Annotated in this window: 16 protein-coding genes; 8 read left to right on the top strand and 8 right to left on the bottom strand. The window is 69.9% G+C overall.

Annotated elements, in window-relative coordinates; translation table 11 throughout:
* Positions 1–4 precede the first annotated feature (4 nt).
* From ND450_RS29745 to ND450_RS29725, 5 genes are all read right to left on the bottom strand, one after another.
* The gene (locus ND450_RS29745; protein ID WP_253321796.1) at positions 5–562 is read right to left on the bottom strand and encodes a hypothetical protein; all 558 of its coding nucleotides are present in this window, start codon (positions 560–562) and stop codon (positions 5–7) included.
* Complete coding sequence (locus ND450_RS29740; RefSeq protein WP_253321795.1) at positions 559–1935, bottom strand: HAMP domain-containing sensor histidine kinase; 1377 nt, start codon at positions 1933–1935, stop codon at positions 559–561. The genes ND450_RS29745 and ND450_RS29740 overlap by 4 nt, the downstream gene beginning before the upstream one ends.
* A complete protein-coding gene (locus ND450_RS29735; protein WP_253321794.1) occupies positions 1932–2612 on the bottom strand; it encodes a response regulator transcription factor in 681 nt (226 codons plus the stop codon). Before ND450_RS29735 ends, ND450_RS29740 begins: the two co-directional genes overlap by 4 nt.
* Positions 2613–2697: 85 nt before the next feature.
* The gene (locus ND450_RS29730; protein ID WP_253321793.1) at positions 2698–3126 is read right to left on the bottom strand and encodes a hypothetical protein; all 429 of its coding nucleotides are present in this window, start codon (positions 3124–3126) and stop codon (positions 2698–2700) included.
* Positions 3123–4763 (bottom strand): DNA repair helicase XPB, encoded by a 1641-nt coding sequence (locus ND450_RS29725; protein WP_089908730.1) that lies wholly within the window; start codon positions 4761–4763, stop codon positions 3123–3125. Before ND450_RS29725 ends, ND450_RS29730 begins: the two co-directional genes overlap by 4 nt.
* A gap of 109 nt (positions 4764–4872) precedes the next feature.
* Between ND450_RS29725 and ND450_RS29720 the strand changes: the two genes are divergently transcribed.
* The 4 genes from ND450_RS29720 (at position 4873) to ND450_RS29705 (ending at position 7645) form a co-directional block, all read left to right on the top strand.
* Positions 4873–5457 (top strand): hypothetical protein, encoded by a 585-nt coding sequence (locus tag ND450_RS29720; protein WP_253321792.1) that lies wholly within the window; start codon positions 4873–4875, stop codon positions 5455–5457.
* A 50-nt stretch (positions 5458–5507) separates the two neighbouring features.
* Entirely contained in the window at positions 5508–5990 is a 483-nt protein-coding gene (locus tag ND450_RS29715) for a hypothetical protein (RefSeq protein WP_089908736.1), read from the top strand.
* 141 nt (positions 5991–6131) lie between these two features.
* Positions 6132–6689, top strand: a complete 558-nt coding sequence (locus ND450_RS29710) for a hypothetical protein (protein ID WP_253321791.1) — start codon at positions 6132–6134, stop codon at positions 6687–6689.
* Between the two features lie 86 nt (positions 6690–6775).
* The gene (locus ND450_RS29705) at positions 6776–7645 is read left to right on the top strand and encodes a hypothetical protein (protein ID WP_253321790.1); all 870 of its coding nucleotides are present in this window, start codon (positions 6776–6778) and stop codon (positions 7643–7645) included.
* A 58-nt stretch (positions 7646–7703) separates the two neighbouring features.
* Here the strand turns inward: ND450_RS29705 and ND450_RS29700 are convergent, their stop codons facing one another.
* Positions 7704–8681, bottom strand: a complete 978-nt coding sequence (locus ND450_RS29700; RefSeq protein WP_253321789.1) for an ABC transporter substrate-binding protein — start codon at positions 8679–8681, stop codon at positions 7704–7706.
* 483 nt (positions 8682–9164) lie between these two features.
* On the opposite strand from ND450_RS29700, the gene ND450_RS29695 reads away from it, so the two are divergent.
* From ND450_RS29695 to ND450_RS29680, 4 genes are all read left to right on the top strand, one after another.
* Positions 9165–12500 carry a nitrate- and nitrite sensing domain-containing protein gene (locus ND450_RS29695; protein WP_253321788.1) on the top strand — a complete coding sequence of 1112 codons (3336 nt, stop codon included), beginning with the start codon at positions 9165–9167 and terminating at the stop codon, positions 12498–12500.
* Entirely contained in the window at positions 12497–12916 is a 420-nt protein-coding gene (locus ND450_RS29690; RefSeq protein WP_030470879.1) for a roadblock/LC7 domain-containing protein, read from the top strand. Before ND450_RS29695 ends, ND450_RS29690 begins: the two co-directional genes overlap by 4 nt.
* Before the next feature lie 216 nt (positions 12917–13132).
* Positions 13133–13717, top strand: coding sequence for a DUF742 domain-containing protein (locus ND450_RS29685; protein ID WP_245785844.1), 585 nt, complete (start codon positions 13133–13135; stop codon positions 13715–13717).
* Positions 13698–14303 (top strand): ATP/GTP-binding protein, encoded by a 606-nt coding sequence (locus tag ND450_RS29680; protein WP_030470877.1) that lies wholly within the window; start codon positions 13698–13700, stop codon positions 14301–14303. Before ND450_RS29685 ends, ND450_RS29680 begins: the two co-directional genes overlap by 20 nt.
* Positions 14304–14443: 140 nt before the next feature.
* On the opposite strand, the gene ND450_RS29675 is transcribed toward ND450_RS29680, so the two are convergent.
* The gene (locus ND450_RS29675; protein WP_089908750.1) at positions 14444–14719 is read right to left on the bottom strand and encodes a hypothetical protein; all 276 of its coding nucleotides are present in this window, start codon (positions 14717–14719) and stop codon (positions 14444–14446) included.
* A 120-nt stretch (positions 14720–14839) separates the two neighbouring features.
* On the bottom strand, positions 14840–17092 hold the full coding sequence (locus ND450_RS29670; protein WP_253321787.1) for a helicase-associated domain-containing protein: 2253 nt from the start codon (positions 17090–17092) through the stop codon (positions 14840–14842).
* Positions 17093–17168: the final 76 nt, after the last annotated feature.

Genomic DNA, 17168 nt, shown 5'->3' with positions numbered 1-17168 from the left:
CGATTCAAGCGCACTTGAGGAACTCCAGCGAATGCCCGCCCCCACGCAGGTTGACCGAGCCGGCGGGCTGGATGCCGAGCACCGTGCAGACGATCTGCTGCACGGCAGCGGCACTGAGCTGCGAGACGTCGGTGGACAGGGTCACGTCGAGCCCGCTGGCCACCCGGTCGACGGTGGCGGGCACGGCGTCGAACGGCACCTCGGTCGTGAGCCCGCGGGCCTGCTCGGCGCCGGTCGGGCCCTGGGCGAGGAGTCCCACGACGTCGAACCCGCTCAGGCTGCCCTCGGGGCGGGGGACGGGCAGCACCCCGGTTCGGGAGACCCAGTAGAGCGACGGGGAGGTGTTCTCGACGGGGCCGGTGGGGGCTTCGAGGCCGGGGATGGGGTCGGTGGGGCGGATGCCGCAGGCGGTCAGGACGGTGAGGGCGGCGAGAACGAGCAGTGCGGGGCCGAGCTCACGAAGGGGCCGGGGCCTGCGCCTGGCAGCCGGCACGTGGCGGACTTCCGGCCCATGCCGGACGTCCAACGCCCGCCCGCTCCCCAACGCCCACCAGCGCTTCACCCCTCACCGCCCAACGGCAGCCGCAGCGTGAACAACGCCCCGCCCCCGGCCCGGTTCGCCGCCGTCAGCGTCCCCCCGTGCAGCCGCGCGTTCTCCCAGGCGATCGCGAGCCCCAGCCCCGACCCCTCCGACCGCCCCCGAGCCGAGTCGGCCTTGTAGAACCGCGCGAACACGTGCGGCAGCACCTCCGCCGGCAACCCGGGCCCCGAGTCCGCCACCTCGATCACCAAGAACCCCGAAGCGACCGACAGCTCCAACGACACCGGTGGTGAGCCGTGCCGCAGGGCGTTGCCGACCAGGTTCGCCACGACCACGTCCAGCCGCCGCGGGTCCAGGCGCGCCCGCACGCCGTCCGGCAGGGAGGCGGACACCTCGGAGAAGCCGCGCATCCGCAGGCAGGTCCGCACGACCTCGGCCACGTCGACGTCGTCCAGCGCCAGTGCCGCGGTCCCCGAGTCGAACCGGGTGACCTCGATCAGGTCGTTCACCAGCCGGGTCAGGTTCTGCGTCTCCCGGTTCACCAGCCGCGCGGCCTGGCCCGCCACGCCGGGCAGGGAGGCGGTCTCGGCGTCCAGCACGTCCGTCACGGCCGTCATCGCGGCCAGCGGCGTGCGCAGCTCGTGCGACACGTCCGCCACGAACCGCCGCGCGTCCGCCTCCATCCGCCGCAGCTCGCCCACGTGGTGCTCCAGCGAGGAGGCCGTGCTGTTGAAGGTCGACGCGACGGACGCGAGTTCGTCGCGGCCGCGGACCGGTACCCGCGCTGAGAGTTCGCCCTGGCCGAGCCTCCAGGCGGCCAGCTGCAGTTCGCGGACGGGGCGCAGGACACCGCGCGCGGCCAGGAAGGCCAGGCCCAGGGCCAGGACCAGCACCGCGCCGCCGATCAGCCACGCGTTGCGGGCCAGCTCGCCGACGAACGCGGCCTCCGACGTGAACGGTCGCAGCACGTACACCTCGATGCCCGGCGAGGCGCCGGAGGTGACCCGCACCTGCATGCCCACGACGAGCCAGACGGAGTCCGCGTACGACACGCGCTGCCAGCCGACACGTCCCGAGGACACCAGGGACCGCAGTTCGGCGGTGATCACGGACGGGTCCATGCCGCCCGCGGAAAGTCCGTTGCCGTAGGCCAGGGCCGAGCCCTCGCGGCCGGAGACGCGTCCCGCGACGCGTTCCAGGAGGGCGGTGTCCACGGGACGGGCGGGCAGCGGGTAGAGCTGCTCGACGCGGTTCGTGGTCTCGATGACGGCGTTGTCCTGGGCGCGTTGCACGATCGCGTCGCGCGCCCGCACGTAGCCGGCGCCGGCGACGGCCGCGGCGGTCACGATCGTCAGGAACGCGAAGGCGAGCAGCAGCCGCAGGCGCAGCGTCACAGCGGTCCGAAGCGGTAGCCGAAGCCCCGCACCGTCTGGACGTACACGGGGGCCGCCGGGTCGTTCTCGATCTTCGACCGCAGCCGTTGCACGCACGCGTCGACCAGCCGCGAGTCGCCCAGGTACCCCTGGTCCCACACCGATCCCAGCAACTGCTGGCGCGACATCACGCGGCCCGGTGACGAGGAGAGTTCCAGCAGCAGGCGCAGTTCGGTGGGCGCGAGCGAGACCGGCTCGCCCGACCGCGTCACCACGAGTCCCTCGCGGTCGATCGTCAGGTCGCCGTGGCGCTCGGCCACCACCTCGGCGACCGGGGCGGACGAGCGGCGCAGCACGGCGCGGATGCGGGCCTCCAGCACGCGGGCCTGCGCCGGCTTGGCGACGTAGTCGTCGGCTCCGGCCTCCAGGCCCGCCACCACGTCGATGTCGTCGTTGCGCGCGGTCAGCATGATGATCGGCAGGTCACCGGACGCGCGGATGCGGCGGCACACCTCGAAGCCGTCCACGCCCGGCAGCATCAGGTCCAGCACCACGACATCGGGCGTGACGCTGCCCAGCAGGTCGAGGCCCTCCTCGCCGGTGCGCACCGCGTCCACGGTGTGCCCCTGGTAGGTCAGGGCGAGCGACAGTCCCTCGCGGACCGCCTCGTCGTCCTCGATCAGCAGTACGCGCGGCATGCCCTCCAGCCTTCCCGACGGGTCTCATGAGGACGTTCGTGCCACGTCATCGTTGCGCAACGATCATCAAGCCGGCCTGACCTGCCTAGTCCAACGCGGCGGTGTGGCGCAGCTGCTCCGGCGTCGGGTCCGACACCAGCACGCGCAGGGCGTCCGCGAACCGGTCGAACCGCCGGTCCAGCTCGGCCAGCTCGCGCGACGGCTCCGCGACCAGCGCCGCCCGGCCCGCCCTGGGTGGCGCGGTCGCCAGCGCGTCACGGACGGGCTGGGCCCGGCGCAGCGCCACGAGCAGCGTCCAGAGCCGCTGCTCGACCAGCGCCACCTGCACCGGGTCACCGGAGACGCGCAGGAAGTCCGTCCGCACGGCCGTGGCCCGGCGGCGCTGCGCCGGGCAGGTGAAATCAGCGGACCGGACGACCTGCGCGTCCGGTGCCGAGCGGGCGAGCGACTCCTCCGACCGGAACCGGCGCGTGGGCGCGGTCCCGGCCGGGTTCCACATCCACCAGCCGGTCATCCGACCAGGTCGTCCGCGTCGACGATCTTGTACGCGTACCCCTGCTCGGCCAGGAACCGCTGCCGGTGCGCCGCGTAGTCGGTGTCGAGCGTGTCGCGCGCGACGACCGAGTAGAAGTGCGCCTGCCGGCCGTCGCCCTTGGGTCGCAGCAACCGGCCGAGGCGCTGCGCCTCCTCCTGCCGCGACCCGAACGTGCCGGACACCTGCACGGCCACCGACGCCTCGGGCAGGTCGATGGAGAAGTTCGCGACCTTCGACACCACCAGCGTCCGGAGCTCGCCGCGGCGGAACCGGTCGAACAGCTCCTCGCGCTCCTTGTTCTTCGTCGACCCCTTGATCACCGGCGCTCCCAGTTCCTCGCCCAGCTCGTCCAGCTGGTCCAGGTAAGCACCGATCACCAGGGCCGGCTCGTCGGGATGCTGCTCCAGCACCCGGCGGACGACCGGGATCTTGGTCCTCGCCGTCGAGCAGAGCTTGTAGCGCTCCTCGGGCTCGGCCGTCGCGTACTGCAGGCGCTCGTTGTCGGTGAGGGTCACCCGGACCTCGGTGCACTCGGCCGGCGCGATCCAGCCCTGCGCCTCGATGTCGCGCCACGGCACGTCGTAGCGCTTCGGGCCGATCAACGAGAAGACGTCGCCCTCCTGGCCGTCCTCGCGCACCAGCGTCGCGGTGAGCCCGAGGCGGCGGCGGGACTGCAGGTCCGCCGTCATCCGGAACACCGGCGCGGGCAGCAGGTGCACCTCGTCGTAGACGATCAGGCCCCAGTCGCGCGAGTCGAACAGCTCCAGGTGCTTGTACTCGCCCTTCGACTTGCGGGTGATCACCTGGTAGGTCGCGATCGTGACCGGGCGGATCTCCTTGCGCTCACCCGAGTACTCGCCGATCTCCTCCTCGGTGAGCGACGTGCGTGCGATCAGCTCCCGCTTCCACTGCCGGCCCGCCACGGTGTTCGTGACCAGGATCAGCGTGGTCGCCTGCGCCTCGGCCATCGCCGCCGCGCCGACGAGCGTCTTGCCCGCGCCGCAGGGCAGCACGACGACGCCGGACCCGCCGGCCCAGAACGCCTGCGCCGCCAGCCGCTGGTAGTCGCGCAGCTTCCAGCCGTCCTCCGCGAGTTCGATCGGGTGCGCCTCGCCGTCGACGTAGCCGGCCTCGTCCTCGGCCGGCCAGCCGACCTTGAGCAGCAACTGCTTGAGGCGCCCGCGCTCACTCGGGTGCACGACGACCGTGTCGTCGTCGATCCGCGCCCCGAACATCGGCGCGATCTTCTTGTTGCGCAGCACCTCTTCGAGCACCGCTCGGTCGTTGGTGTGCAGCGTCAGCCCGTGGGCCGGGTGGTTGGTGAGCACCAGCCGCCCGAACCGGCTCATCGTGTCGACCACGTCGACCAGCAGCGGCTGCGGCACCGGATAGCGGCTGAACCGCACCAGCGCGTCGACCACCTGCTCGGCGTCGTGCCCGGCCGCCCGCGCGTTCCACAACGCGAGCGGCGTCACGCGGTAGGTGTGCACGTGCTCGGGAGCCCGCTCCAGCTCGGCGAACGGCGCGATGGACGTGCGCGCGTCGTCGGCGAGCGGGTGGTCGACCTCGAGCAGCAGCGTCTTGTCCGACTGGACGATCAAAGGGCCATCGGTCACGCCGACAAGTCTCCCTGACGACGCCAAATGCGTTCGACCTGCGTCAACCGGTGACGACAAGTGTGAGTCGACACACCAAGCCAACACGACGTGTCGTACGTTCTCGGCCATGAGCAGCGAGTCGACTGATCCCGTCGAGCCCCCGGCCGTGGTGAACCCGGCTCCGGACGAGGCCGAGACCGACGAGGCGCCCCAGAAGAACAACTGGCTGAAGTTCGTCATCGTCGGCGTGCTGGCCGTCGTCCTGGTCGGTGGTGGCGTGTGGGCGCTGACGTCGCTCAACAGCACCGGGGCCGGCGACTGCGTGAGCGCCTCGCCGAAGAACGCGGACCAGCCGGACGGCGAGTGGAACCTCTCGTCGGAGGGCTGCAACGACACCGCGGCCACGCACCGGGTCGCCGTCGTGCTGAAGAACGCCGAGGACCAGTGCCCGGCCGAAGGCCTCTACGAGCCGGTCAAGTCCGGCAACGAGACGCTCTGCCTCATGCCCAACCTCATCGAGGGCAAGTGCTACAACTCGGGCGACGACGGCGTGTTCAAGCAGGAGGCCTGCACCCCCGAGTCGCCGGTCAAGATCGTCAAGAAGGTCGACGGCCTGCCCGAGGAGGGCACGGTGTGCCCCGAGACCGCGGGCGAGTGGCGCTTCAGCGAGCCCGCCTCCGTCTACTGCATGGGTGTCCCCGAAGGATCCTGATCGGGTGAACTCGGTTGAGTTGAGCCCCCTCTGACGCCGATACCCAGGCCATGAAGAAGGTCGGCCTGGGTTTCGCCGTTGTCCTCGCCCTCGTGCTGCTCGGCGGGTTCGTGCTGAACCAGCTCGGCGACGTGGCGAAGTCGGCGAAGGCCGGCGACTGCGCGCGGATCTCCGGCGCGCTCGACAACCCGCGCTACCAGGCCCTCGACTGCGGGTCGGACCAGGCGAACGTCAAGATCGCCAAGGTCCTCGACTGGAACGAGAAGGCGTGCCCGTCCGGCGGCATGGACTACTCGACGTTCACGGGTGACTCCACCCTGTGCCTCATGCCGAACTTCGTCGAGGGCTCCTGCTACGGCCAGGACACCGACGCCGGCATCGCGAAGGTCGCCTGCGCGACCAAGGACTCGGTGAAGGTCGCCAAGGTGTTCACCGGCAAGGCCGACCGCGCTGCCTGCGGTTCCGCGCGCGCCGCGGTCTTCCCGGAGCCCGCCGTCACCTTCTGCCTCGAACGCGGCGACCAGCAGCAGTGACCTGCGCAGCTCTCCAGGGGATCCAAGACGCCGTAACGTTTCCGTAAAGCCCGAGCGCATCTCCGCGCCGCGTGGCACTCTCTGCTCCGGCTGTGTCGGGGGGCATGGGCCATCTGGGGTATTCGGAAATGAGAGAACCGCATGAGCACGACTGAATCCGCTTCGCCCGCGCACGCGCCGGAGCCCGCTCAGGAACCCGCGCCGAAGAAGTCGAGCATCGGCAAGCGGATCCTGACCTACGTCGTCGGCCTGGTGGTCGTCGGTGCCGCGTTCTACGCGTTCAACTACTTCACCAGCGACGTCGCCCAGGCGAAGGTCGGTGACTGCGCCGCGGTCACCGGCACGTCGACCAGCCCGGAGTACAAGCAGGTCGACTGCGGCGCCGCCGAGGCGAACTACGTGGTCGGCAAGGCCGGCGGCACCAGCGAGGTGTGCGGCGACGGCTACGACGAGTACACGCAGACGCAGCGCCGCGGCCCGAAGACGAAGCTGTGCCTCGCGCCCGTCCTCGCCGAGGGCAAGTGCTACGCCGAGAACACCGGTGGCATCGGCGCGAAGGCCGTCGAGTGCGGCGAGTCGGCCGCCTTCAAGGTGACCAAGGTCGTCAAGGACGCCGCCGCGCCGCAGTGCGCGGAGGGCGAGCAGCCGCAGTCCTTCCCCGAGGCGAAGCTCCAGTACTGCCTCGGCGCTCCTGCCTGACGAGGTCCGGCCTCATGAAACCGGAGTCGTGTCCCACGGCTCCGGTTTCGCTGTCTTTCGCGTGACCTGTCCGAGAGGAATCCCCGATGACCGACCCCAACCAGCCGCAGCAGCCAGGGCCCTACGGGCCGCCTCCCGGCGGACAGCCGCAGCCGTACGGCCAGCCGAACCCCTACGGTCAGCCGCCCCAGCAGGGCTACCCCGGCCAGCCGGGGCAGCCGGGCGATCCGTACGCCCAGCCCGGCCAGTACGGGCAGCCGGGCCAGCCCCAGCCGGGCCAGTACGGCCAGCCGGGTCCGTACGGCCAGCCCGGACAGCCCGGTGACCCGTACGCCCAGCAGAACCCCTACGGCCAGGTGCCCGGTCAGCCCCTGGGCCAGCCGATGCCCTACGGCCCGCCGCCCAAGAAGAGCGGCGCCGGCAAGGTCATCGGCTCGATCGTCACCATCGTCGTGCTCGTCGGCGTCGGCATCCTGGTGAAGGCCCTGATCAGCGGTGGCCTGAGCAGCATCGGCGAGCCCTCGGCCAAGCCGGGCGAGTGCGCGAGCGTCACGGGCACCACCTTCAAGCCGAACTACAAGAAGGTCGACTGCGCCGCGCCCGAGGCGAACTACATCATCGCCAAGGCCATGAAGTCGACGACGGAGGCGTGCCCGAGCGACGACTACGCCGAGTACACCGAGTCCGGCCGGCGCACCTCGTCGCTCAAGCTCTGCCTGGTGGAGAAGCTCGAGGAGGGCAAGTGCTACCAGGAAGAGCTCGTGAAGATGAACATGGAGGGAATGAAGGTCGTCGACTGCTCCAAGGGCAGCAACGAGTTCGCCGTCCAGAAGGTCCTCAAGATCGAAAAGGTCGTCAAATCGGCGACCGCGGACTGCGGTGAAGCGACCGCCATTTCGTACACCGAACCCTCACCGGGCCTCACTTACTGCGTAACGGCACTCGGCGGACAGTGACGAACGAGAAATGGCGGGCTGCAACTTGCAGCCCGCCATTTCCTATGCGTAAAAGCAACTAATTCGTCGTTCCCGGCGGCAGCAGCTGCTGCACGTCCAGACGCCCGGACAGCACGTCCTCGGTGTCCATCATGTCGGCGACGCGCTGGAGCCGGATCGGGTTCAGCGACAGCGGGAACGTGCCCACGGACACGAGCGCGGCGGTCGGCTGGTCGATGTCGGCGTAGCTGGTCAGCGAGTCCTGCACGCTCAGCTTGTTGGCCTGGGCGCGCTGCTGGGCCTCGCGCAGCACGTCCCGGAACACCTTCAGCGTCTTCGGGTTGGCCTCGGCGAACTTCTTCGACGACGCGTACCCGGACATGGGGAAGTCCAGTGTCGGGCCGCGCGCGGTGTCGGTGACGATCTTCGCGCCGATCTTGCGCTGCGCCTTCGTGATGAAGGGCTCGATCATGAAGGCCGCGTCCACCGTGCCGGACGTCAGCGCGCCCTCCATCTCGGAGTACGGCATGGTCTTGAAGTTGATCTTCTGCTTCTCGACCGCGGCGGTGTCCAGCACGGCACGCGTGGTCAGCGCGCCGACGTCGTCCTTGCTGGGTACGGCGATGGTGGGCGCCGACTTCTTGCCCGGGTCGTCGTAGTCCGAGCCGGCCGCGGCGACCAGCGCCATCGAGTTCGGACCCGCCTGGTAGGCCTCACCCTGCAGCTGCAGCTCGGTGCCGCTCGCGACCGCGCGGAAGAAGTTCACGTGGGTCGCCCACGTGAGGTCCAGCGTCGAGTCGAGCTGCTTGATGGCCTCGTCCTCGCTGGGCTGGGGCACCAGGGTGACCTGCAGGCCGTTCTTCTCGAACAGCTTCTCGTTGAGGGCGATCCGCAGCGGCGCCACGTCGACGACCGGCAGCACGCCGATGCGGATGACGTTGCGTTCCATGTCCGCCGCGCCGCCGTCCGACGAGCCTCCGAACAGGCCGCAGCTCGCGGTCAGAACACACGTGATGAGCACTGCGACAAGCCGCAGAGCTTTGGCTCGGGTAGCCATGGCACCTCTCGCCGGTAGGCCTGGGTAGCTTCGAATTGATCAGTGAGTGTCACCACAGACCAGGGCGTCCGCAGTCCGAACTGCGCGTTCGGACGGACGTGGGGTGTGCCGACAACCGGGGATGTTAACCACCTGAACGTATGAAACGACACCCCATCTCGATACGGTGAGTGCTTCTGGAGACTTCCCCAACTGAGGGGGTGACCATTACCCTTCCCGCTCGGGTGGCACAGGTCGTAGTAGGCCCACGTGTCTTCAGACGGGGTAGGGCGCCTCACCGGGCGAACAACCTCTGTGCTGCAATTCGGCCCGTTTGACGAGTCCATGCTCGGTCCTGGGGAGAGACCGGGACACTGCTGCTGGAAGAGGAAGCCCAGAGTGGCCCGACGTGAGAGAGGTCCCAGCCAGTTTGGCGTGGGTGACACCACACGCTCCGAAAGGCCCGAATCGGGTGACGGACTGGCTGCGCTGGGTAACGGACCGATGGACGTGACACCGGACCCGGTGAAGCACGACAACGGTGCCGGACCCGGTTCAGGATCTGCCCGATCCGCGGGATGGCGCCTGCGCAACTGGCGGTTGCGCACGAAGCTGCTCGCCGTTCTGCTCATCCCGACGGTCTGTGCGCTCGCCCTGGGTGGTCTGCGCGTGCGCACCGACCTCCAGGCCGCGACGGAGTTCAACAACCTCGCGAACCAGATCCGCCTCGAGACCGCTGTCGCGGACCTGGTGCAGCAGCTGCAGCGCGAACGCGACCTGTCGGTCAGCTACGTGGCCTCGAACAAGAAGGTCGACAGGGTCGTCCTGGAGCGCCAGCTGCGCCGGGTGAACGACACCAGCGAGGCTTTCCGCAACAAGATCTCCGAGCTCAGCTCCGACCTGAACCCGGCTGCCGTCGAGCGGTTCCAGGTCGCGTTCAACCAGCTCGAACGCCTGAACAGCCTCCGCAACTCGGTGCGCGACACGCAGTACCCCGCCGAGGCCGTCCAGCGCACCTACTCGGAGTCCGTCGAGACGCTCATCAACCTCGGTGAGCAGACGATCTCCGAGATCAACGACCCGGAACTGGTGCGACTGCACCTGACCACGAACGCCATCGCGCGCATCAAGGAGCAGGAGTCGCTCAAGCGGGCGATCCTCCTCGACGTCTTCCAGCGCAAGGCGTTCACCCCGTCCCAGCTGCGGTCCCTGCAGGCCGCGGACGCCGAGCTCGAAGCCGCGCGGAACGACTTCCGCAAGGCCGCGACGCCGGAGCAGGCCAAGATCTACGACGACACCGTCACCGGCCTCATCGTCGACAACGCGAACGACATGCAGGAATCGGCGATCAACCAGCAGGCGGGCGCGAAGGACTTCACGCAGGTCACGCCCGAGAAGTGGGACATCGCCGCCACGCTGACGGTCAACCTGACCCGTGACGTCGAGAACCTGCTGGTCGAGCAGCTGCAGACGAAGACCGACGACCTCGCCGGCGACACCCGCACCAGGGCGTACGTCGAGTCCGGCATCGTGCTCGCGATCCTCGCGCTCGCGTTGCTGATGGCGCTGTTCGTCGCCCGCTCGATCCTCAACCCGCTGCGCACGCTGCGCCGCACCGCCCTCGACGTCGCCGACCACGGTCTCCCCGACGCGGTCGAGCGGATCCTCGCGGACCCGGACCCGGAGAACGCGGCGAAGAACGCCGTCGAGCCGGTGCCCGTGCACACGCGGGAAGAGGTCGGCCAGGTGGCGCGCGCGTTCGACGCGGTGCACGGTGAAGCGGTGCGACTGGCCGCCCAGCAGGCCCTCCTGCGTGACAACGTCAACGCGATGTTCGTCAACCTGTCCCGCAGGTCGCAGGCCCTGGTCGAGCGCCAGCTGAACCTGATCGACCGGCTGGAGCAGGACGAGCAGGACCCGGACCAGCTGGCCTCGCTGTTCGAGCTCGACCACCTCGCGACCCGCATGCGCCGCAACTCGGAGAACCTCCTGGTCCTCTCGGGCACGGACCTCTCGCGTCGCCTGACCCGGCCGGTCCCGGCCGCCGAGGTCCTCGGCGCCGCGGTCTCCGAGGTCGAGCAGTACGCCCGCGTGCAGGTCGGCCAGACCCCGGACCTCACGGTCCAGGGCCGCGCGGTCAACGACCTCGTGCACCTCATCGCCGAGCTGCTGGACAACGCCACGGCGTTCTCCGACCCGGTCACCAAGGTCACCGTTCGCACGGCGAAGACCCGCAAGGGCGAGCTGGCGATCGAGATCCAGGACCGCGGCGTGGGCATGGGCGACCAGGAGATCATCGACGCCAACGAGCGCCTGGCGGACCCGCCGGACGTCGACGTCGCCGTCTCCCGCCGGATGGGCCTGTACGTGGTCGCGCGGCTCGCCAAGCGCCACGACATCAAGGTCCGCCTGCGCGGCAACGAGGACATCGAGGGCGGCACGACGGCACTGGTGATCGTGCCGGAGACGCTCATCGCGATCCCCGGTCAGGCACCGTCGTCGACCCCGCCGTCCGGCTCGGGCTCGCTGGCGTCCGCGTTCGGCATGTCGCCGACCGCGTCCTCGCCCTCGATGCCGCCCGTGCCGATGTCGCCGGCGGAGCACACGACGGAGATCGGCAGCACCGCGACGAGGGCCAGCGGCATCGCGGGCGCCTTCGGCGGCGCGACCGGTGTCCAGCCGCGGGTCGACGAGTCGAGCCCGAGCATCCCGGTCAGCTTCGTGCCGAGCGGAATCACCGACACCGGTGCGGGCGCGACGGCGATCCCGGTCTACAGCGACCCGCCGATCGAGGACGTGACACCGTCCGAGCGGTGGCGCCGCGACCAGCTCGCGGCCGTGGAGCCGGAGGGTTCGTTCGGCGAGCCCACGCTCTTCACCGCGTACGAGGACCGCAACGAGGAAGCCGGCGAGATCTCGTTCGAGCCCGGCTACGAGACCACCCAGTTCGTGCCGATCCCCCCGATCGAGGACGAGCCCGCCTCGTCCAACGGCGTCTCGCGCGCCTCGGTCGACGAGGGCCGGCTGGACATCGGGATGGGCCACCGCAACGGCACCTCCGAGTCCTCGCGCAAGAAGATCGAACACGACCTGGACGCTCCGACCGAACGCCTCCCGATCTACGAGGCCGTCCTGTCGCAGTGGTTCCAGGCCGTGGGCAGCGAGACGTCCGCATCGGCCGCTCAGCCGGTCCCTGCGGCCGCTGAGGACGACGCACCGGCCGCCACCAACGGTCACGTCGAGTCGAGGCTCGGCGGGACCGACAAGGGCTCGGTCGAGTACATCGACGAACCGCCGACGACCCCTCCGCTCTCGGACGGGCCGGAGCCGGAGCTGCCGACCCGAACCCGCAAGCCCGTTCCGGCGGTGGCACCCACCACCACGTCGGCCGCTGGCCTTCCGGTGCGCACGCCGCGCTCGAAGATCCAGAAGGCGGTCGAGGAAGTACCCGCACCCGCCGAGCAGGAGCGAGTTGTGGAACCCGAGCCCGTTGTGGAGGAGACTCCAGCGGCGGCACCCGTCTCCGAATCGGCTTGGCAATCGCCTGCCGATGAGGGATGGCACGCGGCTCAGGCGTTGTTGAACAAGACGCCGGAGACGAAGACCACGGCAGGATTGCCGAAACGGACACCGAAGGCTCAGCTCGTGCCAGGATCTGCTGCACCCAAGCAGTCGCCCCTGTCCACGACAGCGCAGCGCCCGCCGCTGCCGCCCCGCACCGCCGACGCGGTGCGCGGACGGATGTCGAGCCTGCAAAGTGGTGTCAAGCGAGGCCGGCACGCATTGATCGAGGCATACGCTGGTGACCAGTCGAGCCGGCAGAACGAGGAGCAGGAGTGACGACCGCAGCGCAGCCAGGCAGCTTTGGTTGGCTTATCACCGACTTCGTGCGGAGGGTGCCCGGCGTGGCACATTCCGTTGTGGTGTCCGCGGACGGGCTGTTGCTCGCGGGTTCCCAGGGCTTGCCCCGGGACCGCGCAGAGCAGCTTTCCGCGGTCGCGTCCGGACTGGTCAGCCTCACCCAGGGTGCTGCCCGCTGCTTCGAGGCAGGCGGGGTCAACCAGACGGTCGTCGAGATGGAGCGGGGCTACCTGTTCCTCATGTCGATCAGTGACGGTTCTTGCCTTGCCGTCCTGGCGGCACCCAACTGCGACATCGGCCTCGTGGCCTACGAGATGACGCTGTTGGTGGAGAGAGTCGGTCAACAACTCACCCCTGAGCTGCGCGCGCAGCTTCAGGGCGTGGTCCGTCGCTAGACCTCATCTGAAGTTCAGGGGTGAGAACAAATGGCTGGTAGATCTGGCGCTAGAGGCCGGGGCTTCGGTAGGAACTTCAACTACCAGGAGTGGGCTTCTGGCGGGTTTCAGTTCGACGAGCCTGACGCGATACCCCAAGAATCAGAGGAAGCTGAGGACGCACCCCTCGATGAGCGGGTTACAGGGCAAGGGCTAGGCGATATGTCTCAGCGTGAGGTGGACGACTCGTCGTCGTACCCGTACGACGACGTGCCGAACCGGTTCGACATAGACGGGTACGGCACCGGGTTGTTCGGTGGACCCGGTGCGGACCTGTTCGGCCAGCACGAGATGCCGGACGCCGTGCCGGAACAACTGCCGTACACGACGGGCTCCCACCCGGTGTACAGCACCGGCGGGCAACCGGCGTACAGCACCGGTGCGCAGCCTCAAGTGCGCCCGGAGGAGAATGCTTCCGCGGACTCGGGTTCACTGGTGCGGCCGTACACGCGCACCGGTGGACGCACACGACCCGACTACGACCTTGCTATCGAGGCGCTGATCTCCACCAGCGAAAAGGGCCTCGAACGGGATGCGGCAGTGCTTCCCGAGCACAGGTCGATCTGCGGGCTGTGTGTCGACACGCGGTCGGTGGCCGAGGTCGCGGCACTCCTACGCTTGCCACTTGGCGTCGTGCGGGTGTTGATCGGCGACATGGCAAGCATGGGTTTGGTTTTGATTCACCAGGGCGGTCTGGTCGTGGGGGACCGGCCTTCCATGGAATTCCTGGAGAGGGTGCTCAGTGGGCTTCGCAGGCTCTAGTCCCCAGGGCGCCGAGGGCGCACGGAAGCCGACGACCTCCGCCAAGATCGTGGTGGCGGGTGGCTTCGGTGTGGGCAAGACGACGTTCGTCGGCTCGGTGTCCGAGATCGTCCCGTTGACCACCGAGGCGGTGATGACCGAGGCCAGCGCGGGGGTGGACGACCTCTCCGCCACGCCCAACAAGGTCACGACGACCGTCGCGATGGACTTCGGCCGCGTGTCGCTCGACAGCGACCTGATCCTGTACCTCTTCGGTACACCGGGTCAGCACCGGTTCTGGTTCATGTGGGACGACCTGGTCCGTGGTGCCATCGGCGCCATCGTGCTGGTCGACACCCGCCGCCTGGCCGACGCGTTCGCCTCGATCGACTTCTTCGACGACCGGCAGCTGCCGTACGTCGTCGGCGTCAACTGCTTCGACGGCCTCCTGCACCACAGGCTGGAGGACGTGCGCGAAGCGCTGACGATCGACGAGTCGGTGCCGATCGTGACGTGCGACGCGCGCAACAGGCAGTCGACGAAGCAGACGCTCATCACGCTGGTGGAGCACGCGATGCGCCAGTGGATGTCCGTCCGCGCGGGCTGAACTCCTTCCGCCGGAGTCACCACCGCACACGACCGCGACGAGGCGAGCGCCACCTTCGGGAACGGCGCTCGCCTCGTCGTTGCGGTCTGATTCAGCTCGGGTCTGCGGTCAAGCGGTGATCCCTTCGCCGCTGGTCGTGGCTACCCGATGACCAGGCCGAGCCCGATGCCGATGCCGAGCAGGCCGCCGTGGTGGTGGTGCCAGCCGTGGTCCCAGTCGTCCCAGTCGTCGTCGTCCCACTCGTCCCAGTCGTGCCAGTGGTGTCCGGTGCTGATGCCGACGCCGAGCCCGATGCCGATGTCGTCGACCTTCTGCTGATCCGTGTCGGCCGACGCCGTGCCGGACGAGAACAGCAGGGCGAAAGCCAGGGCTGTGAAGGTTGCGGCGGTGCTGAGCGCCGCCCTGGGGCTGACCATCGTGGAAATCCTCCTCGGTCGATGCGGACGTCTCTCGGGAACGTCCACGTCAACCGACGCTAGGTCGCGCCACGACCACGTAAGGGTGATCAGCGGTCCCTTTCGGGGGATGACGGCGTGTCAGTCCTCGTCCACCAATGCGGCGGACGTGACGCGGTGAAGAGGGAACCTGAGCACCTCTCCGTAGCTGTGGTCGTAGCCTTCGAGCACGCCACCCCCGACGACGTGCGGTTCGATCACGCGCTGTGCCGCCGTGCCGTGGGAGTCGACGAACCCGACGAGCACCCTGCGGCGCGCCCGTGCGGCCTGCTGGAGCAACGACAGGGTGGCCGACGGACCGGCGCCCAGGTTGCCGGGGACGGCCACGCGTTCACCCCGTGGTGTCGCTGCGGCGCGATCACCGGCCCGGACCAGCCGGACGAGTTCACCCAGCCGCTCGACGGTGGGCACGGTCGGTGACGCCGGTTTGCGGGCGCTCCGCTGTCTCGGCGTGGTTCGGCGACCACCCGGCCGCAGGTCCAGCACCTGGCCGTCCGGACCCTCGGCCGCCGGGGCGAACCCGGCCGAGCGCAGCCCGTCCAGCACGTCGGCCAGCGGCAACGGGCTGACGACCACGGTCGGGGCGATCCGGCGCAGTTCGAGCCGCATGGCCTCCGGGTGCGCGAGGACCTCGCTGATCAGCACCGGGTCGTCGCAGCGCAGGAACGACCCGGCCGCTCCGCCGCGCAACCTGCCGTGGCGGCGCGCGGCGTCGTCGATCAGGTACGTCAGCGACTGCGGGACGGGCGTGCGCGAGCGGACCTTGAAGAGCTCCTGCAGTTCGTCGGCGGTGCGCCCGGCGTCGAGCGCGCGCCGCACGGTGGTCTCGCTGATCCGGTAGACCGTGGCGCTGCCGGCCGACTCGACGTCCGCGACCAGCGCCATCTCGTCCGCGAGCTCCGGTTCGAGGCGACCGGGGGCGACGACGGTCAGGTCGGCCTGCACCAGCACGTGGTCGAGCGGTTCGGGCAGGGCGTCGCCCAGCGTCTTCGCGGCGTGGCCGGGCCCTTCGTCGAGCAGCACGCGGCCGGCGCTGGTGATCGCGCCGAGGGCCAGCACGCCCACCGCGGTGCCCTCCTCGACGGTCCAGCGCACCAGCTCGTCGCGCTGGCGCCCGCCCCGGCGCGGGGCCCGCCAGCCGAGCAACGCGGCCAGGTCGGCGGGGTTCGCGATCGCGGTGCCCTTGGGGAACGCGGTCAGCGTCTCGAGCACCCACCGGCGGTCGCGCGGCGCCTGGGCGCGGCGGATCTCGTCGGCGAGGGGGTTGAAGAGCTTGTCCTTCTCGTCGCGGCGGCCGACCAGCGCGGGCAGCCGCGGCAGTTCCAGCCAGGCGTGCGCGAGCGTGGACCAGCGGACCTCGGTGGTCGCGGCGAGCCAGACGTCGGCCTTGGTCGTCGGCACCCACTCCGGCTCGGTCGCCTCGGTGTTCGCGACCAGGTCGGCGCCCACGACGAGCTCGATCAGCAGGGCCGCGCGCTGCTCGTCGACGCCCAGGTCCTTGGCAGCCTTGCGCAGGTCGCGGACGCCCAGGCCGCCCGTCCGCAGCACCGGCGGCGGTTCGGCGGACCAGCTCGTGATCAGGTTCTCGACGTGCCGGACCAGTTCCAGCGCCTCGCCTCCGCCGGTGGCGTCGACGCCGTCCTGCTGCAGTGCGGTGGTCTTCGGCTTCGGCTCGGTGACCTGGATCGGGCCCAGCGGGCGTTCCCCGCGCAGTTCGAGGCCGATCTCGCGCGGCAGTTCGACGGTGCCGGGATCGCGCCGCAGCAGCAGACCGCGGGCGAGCAGGCGTTGGACCGGCGTCTCGGCCTTGTCTAGGGGCACGACCCTGGACGCGTCCTTGGTGTCGCCGATCGGTGGCCCCGCGGCGAGCTTCTGCAGGACCCGCTGCTCGCCCTCGCTGATGCCGCCGAGGTCGTAGGTCTGCCCGGTCCTGCGGCCCAGCCCGCCGGGGTAGGCGCCGAACGCCTCCCTGGTGACCGGCGGCACGGACAGCGCGTCGTCGTCACCCCAGGCCAAGGCGAACGACCTGAGCCTCGCGACCGCCTGCTTGAGCGGCTTCGGCTTCACGTCCGGTCCGAGCAGCCGGCCGAGTGTGGGCAACGCCACGGGCTCGACGTCCGCGCCCTCGACCACCAGCGCCTCGAGCACCGCCAGCGTGAACGTGTCGAGGTCCTCGCAGGCGCGCGCGATCGACGCCCTGGTGCCGACCCGTGTCGCGAGCACGGACATATCGGCAGGTGGGGGCGTTGCCAGGTCGGGACGCGCGCGCAGCAGCGCGACGAGAGCGGCGTCGTCCCGGGAGCGCAGCCAGTCGGCGAGAGTGGTGCCGGACATTCTCACCACGGTATATGGGCCGCCGGGATCTCATCGTCGCCCAGGTGAAAACGGGTCTGTCACACTTGTGCCCGTC

The organism is Lentzea sp. HUAS12 (assembly GCF_024125735.1).
In the GTDB taxonomy this organism is placed as follows: Bacteria; Actinomycetota; Actinomycetes; order Mycobacteriales; family Pseudonocardiaceae; genus Lentzea; species Lentzea albida.
The sequence above is the reverse complement of the archived record's forward strand: the minus strand, read 5'-3'. Positions and strand labels throughout refer to the sequence as shown.